The 14,023-nt window shown below is 65.0% G+C and carries 14 protein-coding genes and 1 pseudogene; 12 read left to right on the plus strand and 3 right to left on the minus strand.

Going from position 1 to position 14,023, the window contains the following annotated elements; translation table 11 throughout:
- Window positions 1-28: 28 nt before the first annotated feature.
- Genes ON40_RS42320 through ON40_RS42340 form a run of 5 tightly spaced genes read left to right on the plus strand, consistent with a single transcriptional unit; the run spans window position 29 to window position 4,248 of the window.
- Window positions 29-1,345: an aromatic ring-hydroxylating oxygenase subunit alpha gene (locus ON40_RS42320; RefSeq protein WP_040831367.1), complete on the plus strand. Its 1,317-nt coding sequence runs from the start codon at window positions 29-31 to the stop codon at window positions 1,343-1,345.
- The gene (locus ON40_RS42325; RefSeq protein ID WP_051194455.1) at window positions 1,342-1,863 is read left to right on the plus strand and encodes an aromatic-ring-hydroxylating dioxygenase subunit beta; all 522 of its coding nucleotides are present in this window, start codon (window positions 1,342-1,344) and stop codon (window positions 1,861-1,863) included. Before ON40_RS42320 ends, ON40_RS42325 begins: the two co-directional genes overlap by 4 nt.
- A gap of 35 nt (window positions 1,864-1,898) precedes the next feature.
- A complete protein-coding gene (locus ON40_RS42330) occupies window positions 1,899-2,243 on the plus strand; it encodes a non-heme iron oxygenase ferredoxin subunit (RefSeq protein ID WP_040831368.1) in 345 nt (114 codons plus the stop codon).
- On the plus strand, window positions 2,240-3,028 hold the full coding sequence (locus tag ON40_RS42335) for an SDR family oxidoreductase (RefSeq protein ID WP_040831370.1): 789 nt from the start codon (window positions 2,240-2,242) through the stop codon (window positions 3,026-3,028). The genes ON40_RS42330 and ON40_RS42335 overlap by 4 nt, the downstream gene beginning before the upstream one ends.
- A complete protein-coding gene (locus tag ON40_RS42340) occupies window positions 3,025-4,248 on the plus strand; it encodes an NAD(P)/FAD-dependent oxidoreductase (RefSeq protein WP_083896359.1) in 1,224 nt (407 codons plus the stop codon). Before ON40_RS42335 ends, ON40_RS42340 begins: the two co-directional genes overlap by 4 nt.
- Before the next feature lie 57 nt (window positions 4,249-4,305).
- Here ON40_RS42340 and ON40_RS42345 read toward each other — a convergent pair whose 3' ends face one another.
- Entirely contained in the window at window positions 4,306-5,562 is a 1,257-nt protein-coding gene (locus tag ON40_RS42345; protein ID WP_040831371.1) for an NAD(P)/FAD-dependent oxidoreductase, read from the minus strand.
- Window positions 5,559-5,975 carry a DUF2834 domain-containing protein gene (locus ON40_RS42350; RefSeq protein WP_040831372.1) on the minus strand — a complete coding sequence of 139 codons (417 nt, stop codon included), beginning with the start codon at window positions 5,973-5,975 and terminating at the stop codon, window positions 5,559-5,561. Before ON40_RS42350 ends, ON40_RS42345 begins: the two co-directional genes overlap by 4 nt.
- 457 nt (window positions 5,976-6,432) lie before the next feature.
- On the opposite strand from ON40_RS42350, the gene ON40_RS48965 reads away from it, so the two are divergent.
- The 4 genes and pseudogenes from ON40_RS48965 to ON40_RS42380 all read left to right on the plus strand — a co-directional run bounded on the left by ON40_RS48965 (window position 6,433) and on the right by ON40_RS42380 (window position 10,756).
- Window positions 6,433-6,804: a response regulator transcription factor gene (locus ON40_RS48965; protein WP_051194456.1), complete on the plus strand. Its 372-nt coding sequence runs from the start codon at window positions 6,433-6,435 to the stop codon at window positions 6,802-6,804.
- Between the two features lie 101 nt (window positions 6,805-6,905).
- Window positions 6,906-7,892 (plus strand): helix-turn-helix transcriptional regulator, encoded by a 987-nt coding sequence (locus ON40_RS42365; protein WP_157186786.1) that lies wholly within the window; start codon window positions 6,906-6,908, stop codon window positions 7,890-7,892.
- Between the two features lie 90 nt (window positions 7,893-7,982).
- Window positions 7,983-8,687: pseudogene (locus tag ON40_RS42370) on the plus strand (SDR family NAD(P)-dependent oxidoreductase); the annotation flags it as partial.
- An 827-nt stretch (window positions 8,688-9,514) separates the two neighbouring features.
- Window positions 9,515-10,756 carry a C40 family peptidase gene (locus ON40_RS42380; protein WP_245568240.1) on the plus strand — a complete coding sequence of 414 codons (1,242 nt, stop codon included), beginning with the start codon at window positions 9,515-9,517 and terminating at the stop codon, window positions 10,754-10,756.
- Between the two features lie 377 nt (window positions 10,757-11,133).
- On the opposite strand, the gene ON40_RS55845 is transcribed toward ON40_RS42380, so the two are convergent.
- Window positions 11,134-11,730, minus strand: a complete 597-nt coding sequence (locus ON40_RS55845) for an esterase/lipase family protein (protein ID WP_083896362.1) — start codon at window positions 11,728-11,730, stop codon at window positions 11,134-11,136.
- Between the two features lie 124 nt (window positions 11,731-11,854).
- Here ON40_RS55845 and ON40_RS54135 point away from each other — a divergent pair, with 124 nt between their 5' ends.
- Genes ON40_RS54135 through ON40_RS42405 form a run of 3 tightly spaced genes read left to right on the plus strand, consistent with a single transcriptional unit; the run spans window position 11,855 to window position 13,993 of the window.
- Window positions 11,855-12,061: a hypothetical protein gene (locus ON40_RS54135; protein ID WP_040831380.1), complete on the plus strand. Its 207-nt coding sequence runs from the start codon at window positions 11,855-11,857 to the stop codon at window positions 12,059-12,061.
- Window positions 12,061-12,855, plus strand: a complete 795-nt coding sequence (locus ON40_RS42400) for an enoyl-CoA hydratase-related protein (RefSeq protein WP_040831382.1) — start codon at window positions 12,061-12,063, stop codon at window positions 12,853-12,855. The genes ON40_RS54135 and ON40_RS42400 overlap by 1 nt, the downstream gene beginning before the upstream one ends.
- A gap of 1 nt (window position 12,856) precedes the next feature.
- A complete protein-coding gene (locus tag ON40_RS42405) occupies window positions 12,857-13,993 on the plus strand; it encodes an acyl-CoA dehydrogenase family protein (RefSeq protein ID WP_040831384.1) in 1,137 nt (378 codons plus the stop codon).
- Window positions 13,994-14,023 lie beyond the last annotated feature (30 nt).

The following is a 14,023-nucleotide window of genomic DNA, read 5'->3' on the forward strand; positions in this document are numbered from 1 at the left end:
GTCCCTCCCAACGAAGGGAGTCGCAATTGTGACCACACCGTATGTAATCGACGACCGGGACAAATCACTGTTCCAGGTCCACCGAGAAGTCTTCACCTCCGGGGAAGTGTTCGAGAAGGAGCGCGAACTGATCTTCGCCGACGCGTGGCTCTACGTGGGCCATGAATCGGAATTGCCCGGCAAGAACGACTTCCGAACCCGAGATGTCGGCGGCCGATCGGTGATCTTCAACCGCGACAGGCACGGAGATATTCGTGTCCTGCTCAACACCTGTCTGCACCGCGGTGCGTCGGTGTGCCGCCATCCGCGGGGAAACCAGAAGATATTCACCTGCTTCTACCACGGCTGGGCGTACCGCAACTCCGGCGAACTGGTCAACGTACCGGCCGGCGACGACTACCGCACCGCACCCGCCGAGACCTATGGCGGCCTGCACTCCCCCAGAATCGAGTCCTACCGCGGATTCTGGTTCCTCAACTTCTCCGACGACGCGCCCGATCTGCGCACCTGGCTGGGGACCTCGTCATATCTTCTCGATCTCGCCGTCGACCAGTCCGAAGACGGAATCGAAATTCTCGAGGGCACGCACAGCTACACCCTCAACGCGAATTGGAAACTGCTGATCGAAAACAGCGTCGACGGTTACCACGCGAAATCGGTGCACCACACGTACTTCGAGATGATGATGGAACTCGGCCAGACACCGCCCATGCTCGGTGACGGAACGGTCAACGGCGTTCCGCCGGCTGGTATCGGCACCGAGTTCGGCAATGGGCACGCAACTCTTATCTACCCGGGCAACGGGCTGCCGCTCGCGAACGACAATGTCGCGCGCTCTCTGGCGGAATTGCGCGAAAAAGCAATCGCCAACCATGGCGACTCGTATGCGTCGGCCGTATTCGACCTGGCACGCAACTCGATCTTCTTCCCGAACTTCGTGCTGATCGATCTCAATTTCGGCATGATCCTGCGGACGATCATGCCCCTGGGACCGGACCGGACACAGGTGACCAGCTGGCAGATCGCACCGCGCGGCCTGGACCAGGAATCGTTGCAGTACCGGATCGACAACGCGCTCACCTTCTGGGGTCCGGCCGGCCTGGCGACCCCGGACGACGTCGAAGCTCTCGAACAGGCACAACGCGGGTTCAGCACGAGGCGCGAGGTCCCGCTGTCCGATATTTCCAAAGGTATGGGCAAGCAGCAGCCCGCCGCCAACGACGAACTGCAGATGCGGGCCTGGTGGCGGCAATGGAACTACGTCATCACCGGCGAGCGGCTTCCCGCTGAGGTCGCGGAGTTCATCCCGTTCGAGGCCCGCGAGCAGCAGGAGGCCGGCGCATGACCAGAACCACCACCCCCGCCTCAGCGACGCGTCCGGTCGGCGACATCACCCGTGCCGAGGTCGAGGACTTCCTGTACTTCGAAGCCATGCTGCTCGACGACTGGCGGCTCGAGGAGTGGGTCGAACTCTTCACGATCGACTGCACGTACGAAGTTCCCGCGACGGACGCACCGAACTCCGACCCCGGCCTGACCTGGTCGCTCATTCATGATCGCCGGACCATGCTCGAGCAGCGGATCATCCGGCTGAAAAAGCCGGAGGCGCACGCGGAGTTCCCGCATTCCCAGACCAGCCGGATCATCGGAAACGTCCGGATCACCGAACGTTCCGAGCAATGTCTGCTGGTTCAGGCCAATTTCATCGTCTCACGCATGAAGGCGGGTAAATTCGACCAATTCGTGGGCCGGCACTATTACGAGCTCGTACCCACCGGGTCGTCTTTCTCGATCCGGCGCAAGAAAAGCGTCCTGGCACATGATCGGCTCGATCCACAAGGAAAGATCTCCTTCGTCCTGTGACGTACCGACTCCACCAGTGACACAGAGAGAATACGATGGGAAACAATACTTCCTCGACCGAGCGGGTATTCGCCTGCGAGGTCGACGATCTCGAGGACGGCGACAGCATGTCCGTCCGGGCCGATGGCGAACCGGTGGCGGTCTATCGCATCGGAGACGACTTCTACGCGACTTCCGACACCTGCACCCACGAACAGTGGTCACTGGGCGAGGAAGGCGATCTGGACGGATTCGAAATCACGTGCACTTTGCACAACGCCCGCTTCGACGTCCGTAGCGGAAAGGCGCTGTGCTTTCCGGCCACCGTGGACCTCGTGCGATATTCGACAATTGTCGAGGGCGGCAAGGTGTACGTCGCAGCGGTGGAGCGGGCGGCATGAACCTGCAACGTTTCGCCGACCGGGTGGCCGTGGTCACCGGCGGCGCCAGCCCGATCGGGTTCGGCATCGCCGAACGCCTCGCGGCCGAGGGCGCGCACGTGGTGCTCGGTGATTTCGACTCCGACCGACTGGCCGCGGCGGGCGAGAAACTCGAGGCCACCGCACCCGGACGAGTTGACACGGTCCTGGGAGATCTGAGCCGGCAATCCGATGCCGCCGCGCTGATCGACGCGGCGGCCGGTCGCCGTGGGCGACTCGATGTGCTGATCAACTGTGCGGGCGGCGGCGTCATCCGGGCGACTCCGGAGCACACCGAACAGACACTGCGGGCGACCATCGACCGCAATCTGTGGACAACGGTGTACTGCTCCCTGGCGGCGCTTCCGGTCATGGCCGAGGCGGGATACGGCCGGATCGTCAACATCGGCGCCGAATCGGTCCGCAACGGCCTGTATCGACACGCGATCTACAACGCCGCCAAGGGCGGCGTGCACGCGCTGGCCACCGGCTTGGCGCGTGAGTACGCGGGGCACGGCATCACCGTCAATGTCGTCGCCCCGGCGTGGATCACCACTGCGGAAGCCGAGGCGCGCCTGGCCGTCGCGTCCGAAGCCGAACGCGCGGACTGGGATTCGTTCACTACACAGATGCGTTCGACCATCCCGATGAGCCGGCCGGGCACCGTACCGGAGGTTGCTGCCACCGTCGCCTTCGTCGCCTCCGACGAGGCGTCCTACATCACCGGCCAGACGATCAGCGTCAACGGCGGAAGCTCGATGCTGTGACCCCGATACGCACGGTCACTGTGGCCGGTGGCGGGCTGGCGGGACTGACGGTTGCCCGGGAACTGCGCTCGCGCGGATTCGACGGCACGGTACGGATCGTCGACCCCGAGGGGCTGCCCTATGATCGGCCGCCACTGTCCAAGGCATATCTCGCCGGTACGACCGATCGCGCCGGGCTCCAGCTCGCACCCCCGGATTGGTTCACCGACAACGATATTCGGATCATCGACGATTCGGTGACCAAGCTCGACCCCGGCCGGGGGTCGGTCCTGCTGGCGTCCGGTTCGGAGCTGATCAGCGACGCGGTCGTGTTGGCGACCGGCGGACGGGCCCGGAGGCTTCCAGTGCCCGGAAGCGAACAGTCCGGTGTCCTGCAGCTGCGTACCCGCGCCGACGCCGATCATCTGCGCGACCGGCTGTTCCCCGGCTGTCGGCTGGTCGTCGTCGGAGCCGGCCTGATCGCCGCCGAAGTCGCCTCCACGGCAACCGGTCTCGGTGCACACGTCACGCTGATCGACCCGGTGCCGGTTCCGCTGGTACCGGCCGTCGGCGAGGAGCTGGCCCGGGTGCTGCACGACATGCACCCGGCGCACGGCGTGCAGATCATGACCGGGAGACCCACCCGGATCGCGGCGGACGGCGGGACGCTGCAGGTCGACGTCGAACTGCCCCACGGTGCGGACCGGCTCGCCGCCGATCTGGTCCTGGTCGCGATCGGCATCGAGCCGGATACCTCCCTGGCCGATACCGCCGACCTGAGCAGCGAGAACGGCATCGAGGTGACAGCCACGGGCGCCACCTCGAACCCTGCGATACGGGCCGCGGGCGACGGGATCCGGATCCGCACGGCACAGGGCACTCTGCTCCCCCGCAGCGAACACTGGGAGGCCGCGATCCTCAGCGGCACCGCCGTCGCGTGCGGCCTGCTCGGGGAGCAGGCGCCACAGCGCCCGCCGGCCTGGTTCTGGAGCGACCGCTACGGAGTCCATGTCGAGGCGGTCGGATCGATGACCGCGTCCGGTTCCACAGTGCTACGGAACCCCGGCACCGACCGGCTCATCGCCTTCCGGCTCGACACCGACGGTGTTCTGGTCGGCTGTGCCGCGATCAATGGGGGAAAGGTTCTGCGAGCGGCGAAACGACTGATCATGCGAAGGGCCCGAGTCGGTCTCGACGATCTCGCCGATCCGGCAGTGGATCTGCGCAAGATCGACCGGTAATCGATGCGCGCGAGTCCTGCGACCGGATATCCGGTCGCAGGACTCGCGCGTATTCGCTCAGCCGCCGATCGCCGGGCTGGTGGCGAGAACATCGCGAAGCGAGACCCTCGGGTCCGCCAACGCGACCGGATCGACCGGGACGCGCGAAGCGATCAGTTTCTTCCCGCCCATGAAATCCTTCGGGCTGTTCGCAGTCTCCACCGCGCACACGGTTCCATCGGTTCGGAGGTGGAACAACGCGAAAGCGGCGGATGAGTCACCCAGCCGCGCTACGGTGGTGCTCCCCTCCTCCAGCAGACCGGCGATCTTCAGCTTCAGGTCGAACTGATCCGACCAGAACCACGGCGTCTCATGCGATCCCGGATCACCCCGGCCGATCACCGCTGCGGCGTGCTTGGCCTGCTCGACGGCGCTCGGAATGGATTCCAGACGATAGCGCCCATCGAGTGCGTCGTGCCGCCTGCGGGTGACATCACCGATGGCCAGGACGCCGGGCACATTCGTGCGCCCGACCCGATCCACGAGGATGCCGCCGTCGCAGGCCACGCCGCATTGCTGTGCCAGTTCGACATTCGGCACAGCACCGACACCGACCAGGGCGAAGTCGCAGGGCACCACCGTTCCGTCCGTGGCCTCGACCGCGGTGACGTCCCCCTCCGCGGTCCGGAAGCCTGCCACGCCGAAATCGGTGATGACGTGAGTGCCCTTCGAACGGTGATACTCGGTGAGCCACTCGGACAGTTGAGCACTGGCGACACGGGACAGAATGCGGCCTTCGCGTTCGATCACGACAACCGCGATACCTGTCGACCGGGCGACTGCCGCGACTTCCATGCCCACATATCCGCCTCCGATCACCGCCAGCGAATGCGCGCGTTCGAAAGCGTTGCCGAGCGCCTGCGCATCGGCGATCGTGCGCAGACTCATCACGCCGGCGGCATCACCCCCGGGCACCATCAGCTTGCGTGGCGTCGCGCCGGTCGCGATGACGACGGTCCCGTACCGGCGATACTCCCCGTTGTCGAGGTGCACCCGGCGCCCATCGGGATCGATCCTGATGGCGCGCACTCCCAGGAGCAGTTCGATGTCGTTGGCCGCGTAGAAGTCCGGCGGTTTGAGCCACTGGATCATCGAGTCGTCGGTGAACTTCTTCGACAGCGGCGGCCGGTGATACGGCGGATCGGGTTCCTCACCGACGACCGTGATCGCTCCGTCGAACTGTTGCTGCCGAAGCAGTGCGGCCAGCGTGCCGCCCGCATGCCCGGCGCCGACGATGACCACCGCGTCCGGCTGTCCCGCAGCGGAATTCGTCACTGTGCCACCTCCTCCGGGAGCGCCGAGTCATCCATGTGCGTGCCTCGGCGGGCCAGGTAACGCTCTCGCGTGATGAGGTACACCGGAAATGCCATCGAGACACCGATGTACGACAGGACCAGGAAAAGAATTCCCACCCTGTACCCCATACCGATTCGTTTCGAATCGGTGACCACCCAGACCATGTACACGGCCCAGGCGATCAGCATGTCGATGCTCAGAAACGCGGCCGTGCCCCCCGCGTCGATCGCGTCGCCGAAGAATGCCCCCGGATTCAGGATGTTTCCGCCGGCGCGCATCCAGTCGAACGCCTGTGGCCAGGTCAACAGGAGCGCGGCGATACCTGCGACCAGGTAGGCGGCATGGCGGATATTCGTCCACGTCCAATAGTGCGACGATCGATAATTCGCCATGACATCACCGGCTGTCGGCCACGCGAACGTGGATCTCGCGGTCGTCGTCACCGACGACGAGTTGACAGGAGAGGCGAGACTCCCCGGTCGCACCCTCGAGATATTCGATGAGCTCGAGCTCTTCCTCGGTCGGTTCGGCGAAGCTGCCACCGTACTCCGCAGACAGGTAGACATGGCAGGTTGCGCAGGCGCAGCTGCCCCCGCACTCGGCGACAATGCCACACCAACTTCGTGGAGGACTCAGGCACTTGCCGGTGCGCCTGACCTTCTCCTGACTTGCTGCGGTGCGTCGTGACGATTGTCGCGGCGCACCGTTTTTCCCTCGCACAGAAAGAAATACCGACGATGCCCACAGTCACGTATCACCTGCCGGACGGATCCTCCTCTCGGGTCGAGGTCAACCGAGGACAAAGCATCATGAGCGCCTCCGTCGACAACAATCTTCCTTAGCGCACTGTTGCAGCAGCGTATCGAGCAGCAACTCCGGCGCGCCACGGACACGTACGCGCAGGTGGTAGCCCTGCTCGGCCAGGTCGAGACGGTAGCGGCCGAGACCGGGCAATCCATCCCCCAGCCCCTCCGACCGCGGGGCATCGAACAGCGCACCCTCTCAGGAGCTGCGGCCCTGACATCCCGGGAACGCGAAGTTCTGGCTCATCTGTCGACGGGTGCGACGAATGTGCAGATCGCACGCAACCTGGTCGTCTCCGAGGCCACCGTCAAATCGCACCTCAAGCAGATCTCGAGGAAACTCGGCACCTCGAGTCGCGCCGCCGCCGTCGCGGCGTACGCACGAATGACCCAGGGAAATCTCGGATTTGCACCGTGAGTCCGAACTCGGCACGCGAGGCCATCGACACCCTTGTCCGACTCGATCATCATCTCCGCCGCAACCTCCAGCTCGAAGTACAACCGCCACAGGTGGTCACAGTGTCCGAGGCACTGCTCATGACGGAACGGACCGTCGCCTCGGCGCTCGCGGCGGGCCCTGCGCACTCGGACGTGGTAGCCGTCGAGCGAGCGCAAATCATTACTGAAGTTCTTGCCGCACAGTCGGATACGCGCAGCCTGATGCTGCGGACCCGATCGAGCCGAGCGGTTGCGGTCGGACCGTCGATCATCCGTCTACGCGCCACGACCTCGGTCGACGCCTTGATTCGCCAGCTGTGCACCGAGCTGACCTCCGCTCTCGAATTCCGGTGCGCGAGTTACTCCATTATTGATTTCGAGAGGTGCACGACGCATTGGCTGCATCCGCACGCCGACCGCGCGGCAGCACCGACCGCCACCGCGCGGCCACTGTCCGACGAGGAGATCCGGTGCGTCCGCGAGCGACGCTCGACCGTCATCGAGGCTGGCCCCGGCGGACGCGACGAGCCGATGGCGACACTGCTCGGTGCATCCAATTTCGTTGTGACGCCGATCATCATCCGTTCGGAGGTGCACGCACTGATCCACGCGGCGCGCGATCTCCCCTGGACGGCCGATACCGCCGACGCACAACTGCTCGACGTGGTGGCTTCGGCATTCGCTGTCATCCACCAACGCGAGACGCTGGCCGATCGCATGCAGCGTCAGCAACACGCGATCTACGCCGCGGCGCAGCAATTGGTCGCCGACGCCGAGACACTCACGGACGGAGGATATCCCGATCTGGGCATCCAAGGCGGCACGCGACCTCAACCACACCAGACGGCCCGGTCCGACCGGGCGCTGACCGAACTGCTGACTCCGCGTGAATCCGACGTACTGGAACTCATCGTCGCCGGAGCGTCCAACACCGAGATCGCCGAGCAATTGGTCATCACGGTCGAAACCGTGAAGTCGCACGTCAAGCGGGTGCTACGCAAGCTCGGTGCGGTCAACCGCTCCGAGGTGATCTCGCTCTACCTCGCCCAACGCAGGCCTCCGTCGTAGCGGAGCCGATCCTCATCCCCGGATGCCGAAGGTTGGCGCGCGAGGTTACGGACATGCCCCCACATATGGACTAATGTTACTATAGGTAGGACCATAAGAAATATCATCTCCCACGGTGTCCCGCGCATCGTCATCGTCGGACGCAACGAACAACGCGGCGAACACGCCAAGTCGCTCATCGAGCAGCACGGCGCGAAAGTCGCGTTCGTCCAGGGGAATGCGATCGATCCGGACGCGGCACAAGATATCGCCACACAGGCCGAGGGCCTGCTGGACAGCATCGATATCCTCGTGTGCTCGACCGCGGCCGATGTCACACCCGAACTCTTCGCCAAGATTCCCACCGAGGACATCGCAACCATCTACAACCACATCGCGCTGCCATCGATGCACATGGCCAGCACAGTGCTACCGGCGATGCGGCGGCAACGCCGCGGCGTCGTGGTCGATCTCGCCTCCGACGCGGGGAAGACCGCCACCCCGGGAGAGGCCGTCATCGGCGCCGCGAAGGCCGGGATCACGATGTTCACCAGGACGATCGCGATCGAGGGCAAACGGAGCGGGATCCGCGCCAACGTGCTGACGCCTGCGCTGGTGAACGAAACCGGCTCGACCGAACGCATCACCGGTGACGGTTTCGGTGCGAAGTTGTTCGCCAAGGCCGCACAGCAAGCGCACCTCGGAGTGCCGGTCGCCGACGACATCGCCGCACTCGCGGTGTTCCTGTGCCGTCCCGAGGCCGCGCGCATCACCGGTCAGGCCATCAGCGTGAACGGTGGTATCTCCGCAGCCTGACCTCGCGGAACTCGCAGGGCTCGCACGGTCCACGGTTCTCCGGAAGTCACCTCTGGGTGAGTACCGGATTACGCCGAAGGGGGGACGTGCAGACCGGCACGTGGTCGCACAATCGAGTGGGCAACAGAGGAGACCAGGATGATGCAGTGCCGCGTCACGTCAGGTGATACCAGTGCACGGTCGACGGGTGCACTTCGCACTCGCAGTCGGACTGCCGCGCTCGTTTGCGTCCGTCCGAAGCCAACACCGGGGCCCGCGGGCGAGGCGCCGAGCAAGTAATGGATACGAAGTGGATTCCGCTCGACGGCGATGTGCATTTGCGGATTTGGCTGGCCGACACACCGCTGGACTACGCGACAACTGCGACCGCTGCCCGTCACTTCGTCGACGACTGCGAACGTCGACACTGGTACACATTGGAGCTGGTCGATTCTACGGTCGCGAAATGCCGGCTGCTACCCCGACTTCCCTGCGAACGACTGTTCGACGGCCCCTGATCGCATGCAGCGCCGCAACACCTTCTCATCCTTCACGGAAGATGTTGCAGCAGAGGCTATTCGAAATAAACCAATGCCCCCTGCGACGGCCGGTCCCGGCCGGCCGGCCGCCACCCGCGAGGGGTAGGAACACCACTCGTCCGGGTGATGCGAATTTCACAGCAGTTCATGAGAATATCTCTCGTATGAGTGACATCCATGAATTGCGAAGAAATAATCGCAATGCAGGAGGGGCAACCAACGATGCCGGACCCATTTTCTGTGATCGCCACTATAGTATCGACTACTACGGGCGCCGTCGATAATTCGAATCTGCCGCCCGATATCAAAATGTCAGCCCGGGACACGATCACCTCGGGTGGCGATATCGCCACCTCGTTCAGCATCCAGTTGAACAATGGTGTTTCCCGACTGCCGGACCCGGCGCGTCGAACCGTACAGGACGGCATCGACCGGGCATCCGAACAGTTCGCGCGCCTGGTACCGCCGGGCACCGAGCAGGCTGCGGATTCGCGTGCTTCCCGCAATCCCGGCCCACGCGCGGGCACTCCGATGACGCCGATCGCACCGAGGGCCGAATCGGCACCCGCGCCGTCCCCGGCCGACAACGGTCCTGCGGCGGATTATGCGTCGATTCCGCCGATGGACGCTGCCGCTATCCCATACGTGAGCAGTGAGGCAGACATCGCTGTGTTCGTCCCCTGGTTCCGAAAGGCCGGCGCTCTGTGCGCGGGGATCAAGGCCCCGACCCTGGCGGCACTGTACGCGGCGGAAAACGGATTCCGCTACGGACCGACGGCCCCCGTATCACCGGCGGGCGCCATGGGACCCGGACAATTCATGCCCGCCACCTGGGCGCGATACGGCAAGGATGTGCACGGCGACGGCACACCTGACGTCTTCGACGTCGGCGACTCGGTCATGGCCTCCGGTCATCTGCTGTGTGACACCTATCAACAGATCGAGCAGTGGAAACTGCACGGTGCGGTACGGGGCGACACCCTTTCGCTCGTCCTCGCCGCTTACAACGCCGGTGCCGGTGCCGTGCTGCGATCGGGCGGAATGCCCACCGGTAGCCCGGATTACGAGCATCAGACCACGCCGTACGTATCCCGGATCCTTGCTACCCAGGGACGATACGACTGGATCTCCTCCGATGACTATCTGTTGCCTGCGGCCGCGAACCCCAGTGTCACCGACCTCGGTCTCCGTATCGTGGACGAAGCCTCGAGGTACCTCGGCCTGCCTTATGTGTGGGGCGGCGGCGGGAGCGATGGGCCCACCATGGGCGGATTCGACTGTTCCGGTCTGACCTCCTTCGCGGTGCACGCCGCGACGGGCGGGCGGATCACGCTGCCCCGGACTTCGCAACTTCAATGGCGAATCGGCCGTGAGGTCGCCCTGTCCGCAGCCGCACCGGGCGATCTGCTGTTCGGCAACTGGGGCCCGGACGGCCCCGGACATGTCGCGATCTACCTCGGAAACGGCATGATGGTCCAGGCACCCACCACTGGCGATGTCGTCCGTATCAGCCCAGTGACGCCAGGCATGCGCGCTCGCCACGCACTCTGAATCCATTGCGGCGCAAACCAACCCCGAGAACAGGTGCAGCACACTTCTCACCGACCGGCAGTCGACCCACGCCGATTGCCGGTCACCGCTCAGGCCGCGAGCCGGTGACGCGGATGCGGCTCGCTACTGATACCGCGCCGCATAAGACGGCAGCGGCGCCTCGGCGGCATTCCAGTTCGCCGGGTTCAGCAACCCGGCCGACACTGCTGTCAGAGTCGCCTGAAACCCGGTCGCACCCGACCAATCCACCTGAGGCAGTGCGAGTTGTGAACACAGCGAGCGATCGACACGGTCCGCGTCGGCCGGACCCCGGTGCGCTAGCGCATCCAGCACCAATCCGTATGCGGCCGAATCGGTCACGAGCAACCCATGACCGGCTATCCGGCCAGGGCGGTACCACCGAGCGGTGCAGCCAATCCGATCACGTCGGACGCGACGTCGGCGACCTGCGGCCAGAACTTCGCGATCCGGAAGGCCATGACGCCGCCCTGACTGTGCCCGAGGACCGCGATCGGCCGGCCGGACACCCGGTGGGCATACAGCGCCGCATATGCGGCATATTCCGCCGACGTCGCAAAAGAGCCGAGGGCGCGGTCCGGCAGTGCCACGGTACAGACTCCGTAGCCCGCCGATGGAAGCGCTCTTGCGTAGTTCCATGACCACACCTCTGCAGGTGTGCCGCCGGTACCGGGGATGAGCAGCACGGTCGGCCGTCCCGATCGAGCGCCGTTGTCGCATTGCACGGCGCGTGCCAACTGCTCGGCAGGCACAGTGAAACCAGGCTCCGGCCCATCGGCCAGAACAGCCTGGGCCCACCCCAGCTCACCACGAGCCCCGCGGCGACGGCGCCAATCAAGAGACGAACCATTCGCATTCGGCACTCCATGAACATCTTCGGGAAGATCACGCTTGGTCAGCGACCGGCGCGACGCAGCTGGGTCCTCACGATTCGGCTCCTGCGTGATGCATATCACTGATTTGACATACTATATTTATGGTCCGACCTTATAGTCTCCGCCGCAGGAGGCCGATATCCCCACGGCGCCGGTCCGCTCCTTGCGGGAGGTCATCGATGACCCCGTCCTGCGTGACCGTGGAATGATCACCGAGATCACCGAGATCGGCGAATCGGACCGAGCGTGCACCGTGCTCGGCAGCCCATTGCTCGGATCGACGAACGCCATACGCGCCCCCGATCACCCTTGCGTGCAGGACTCGGCTAACGTTACTGTTGTGCAAATGGTCAGTCCTAATGACCAGAACCCTGCACACCTGATCATCGAACGGAAGGACACCGGAGTCTGATGACCGAATTCACCGACATCACCTACGAGGTGGACAACGGACTGGCGTGGATCACCATCAACCGCCCGGAGCGCTACAACGCCTTCCGCGCGCAGACGGTCGACGAGTTGGTCATGGCATTCAAGCGTGCCTGGGCGAGCAGTGACGTCGGTGTCATCGCCCTGACCGGTGCCGGCGACAAGGCGTTCTGCGCGGGTGGCGATCAGAAACAGCGCATGGAAACCGGCGACTACGGTCCGTCCGCCAGCGGGCTGTTCGAGGTCGAGGCTCTGCACCGCGTCATCCGTGACGCCCCCAAGCCCGTCGTCGCGGCGGTCAACGGCCTCGCGATCGGCGGTGGCCACGTGCTGCACGTGCTGTGCGACCTGACGATCGCCGCCGACACCGCGCAGTTCGGCCAGAACGGTCCTCGCGTCGGTTCCTTCGACGCCGGCCTGGGCTCGGGCTATCTGGCGCGCGTCGTCGGGGAGAAGCGGGCGCGGGAGATCTGGTTCATGCTCCGCCGGTTGTCGGCGCAGGAGGCCCTGGAGTGGGGGCTGGTCAACAAGGTCGTTCCCGCCGCCGACCTCAAGGCCGAGGTGCGCGCCTGGGCCGACCAGATGCTCGACTTCTCGCCCACCGCGCTGAAGGTGCTCAAGCAGTCGATGAACACCGACACCGAGCACTTCGTCAGCATCGGCACAATGGCCTACTCCACATTGGCGATGTTCGGTGAGACACCGGAAGCACAGGAAGGCATCAACGCCTTCAACGAGAAGCGCAAGCCCGACTTCACGCCGTACCGGGGCAAGTAAGGTGCAGTTCTCGACAGAACAGCGCGAGTTCGCGGCGGCGGTCACCGAGTACTGCCGCCGCCACCTCGCGACAGTCGCGCAACGTGACGCGGTCACCGAGGGCGGAAGCCTGTCCAACAGCCCCCAGGTCCTGGCCGATATGGCCCGGAACGGGTGGCTGGGGGTTTCGCTCCCCGCGCAATTCGGCGGCGGCGGAGCAGGATTCGTCGACGAGTGCATCTTCCTCGAGGAGTCCGCTCGCGGCCTGGCGCCGATCACGGGTTACTCGACCGGTCTGACCGCGGCGCAGACGTATATGCGCTGGGGCACCGACGAGCAGAAGAAGACGATCGTCGGCAATCTCACCGCAGGCCGCCTCGAGGCCATCGCGCTCAGCGAGCCCGGCGCGGGATCGGACCTGGCCGGGCTGCGGGTCAGCGCCCGCCTCGACGGGGACCGCTACCTGATCAACGGCCAGAAGACGTGGATCTCCGCGGCACATGTGGCAGAACACATCCTGGTCCTGACCCGCGAGGACAACTCCGGCAGCAAACATCAGGGCATGACCTTGTTGATGGTGCCGACCGACGCGCCGGGCCTGACCATCCGCGGTATCCAGACCATGGAAGCGCACACCTGCAACGACGTGTTCTTCAGTGACGTCTCGGTGCCGGTCTCCGCGGTCGTGGGCGAACCGCGCAACGCGTGGAAACAACTCATGCGCGGTCTGTCGATCGAACGGCTGATCATCGCCGCGATGAGCATCGGGGGCGCGCGCCGGGCTCTCGACGACGCGGTCGCCTATGCCCGGGAGCGCGAGCAGTTCGGCCGGACCCTGGCCAGCTTCCAGGCGCTGCGGCATCGCCTAGCGGACCTCGCCACCGACATCGAGCTGGCTCGCACGTTCGTCTACGACGTGGCGACCAAGATCGATGCCGGACTCGAGGACGACCTCGCACGCGAGAGCGCGATGGCCAAGATGCGGTGCACCGAGGTCGCGAAACACGCGACCCTGGAGGCGATGCAGATGATGGGCGGCTACGGCTACGCCCGCGAGTACGGCATGGAGGGTCAGGTCCGCAGGGCGCTGGCACCTCCGATCTACGGCGGTACCAACGAAATTCAGCGCGAGATCATCGCCAAACACATCGGTTTGTGACCCGAACGCCGGCACGAACCATCGAGTTAC

This window comes from Nocardia jiangxiensis NBRC 101359 (assembly GCF_000308615.1).
GTDB classification, from domain to species: Bacteria; Actinomycetota; Actinomycetes; order Mycobacteriales; family Mycobacteriaceae; genus Nocardia; species Nocardia jiangxiensis.

What these genes read in the sequence shown, in the direction of transcription:
- ON40_RS42330 (WP_040831368.1), top strand. Translation starts at nt 1,899, where the DNA reads ATGGGAAACAATACTTCCTCGACCGAGCGGGTATTCGCCTGCGAGGTC.
- ON40_RS54135 (WP_040831380.1), top strand. Translation starts at nt 11,855, where the DNA reads ATGATCACCGAGATCACCGAGATCGGCGAATCGGACCGAGCGTGCACC.
- ON40_RS42380 (WP_245568240.1), top strand. Translation starts at nt 9,515, where the DNA reads ATGTCAGCCCGGGACACGATCACCTCGGGTGGCGATATCGCCACCTCG.
- ON40_RS42335 (WP_040831370.1), top strand. Translation starts at nt 2,240, where the DNA reads ATGAACCTGCAACGTTTCGCCGACCGGGTGGCCGTGGTCACCGGCGGC.
- ON40_RS42325 (WP_051194455.1), top strand. Translation starts at nt 1,342, where the DNA reads ATGACCAGAACCACCACCCCCGCCTCAGCGACGCGTCCGGTCGGCGAC.
- ON40_RS42400 (WP_040831382.1), top strand. Translation starts at nt 12,061, where the DNA reads ATGACCGAATTCACCGACATCACCTACGAGGTGGACAACGGACTGGCG.
- ON40_RS42350 (WP_040831372.1), bottom strand. Translation starts at nt 5,975, where the DNA reads ATGGCGAATTATCGATCGTCGCACTATTGGACGTGGACGAATATCCGC.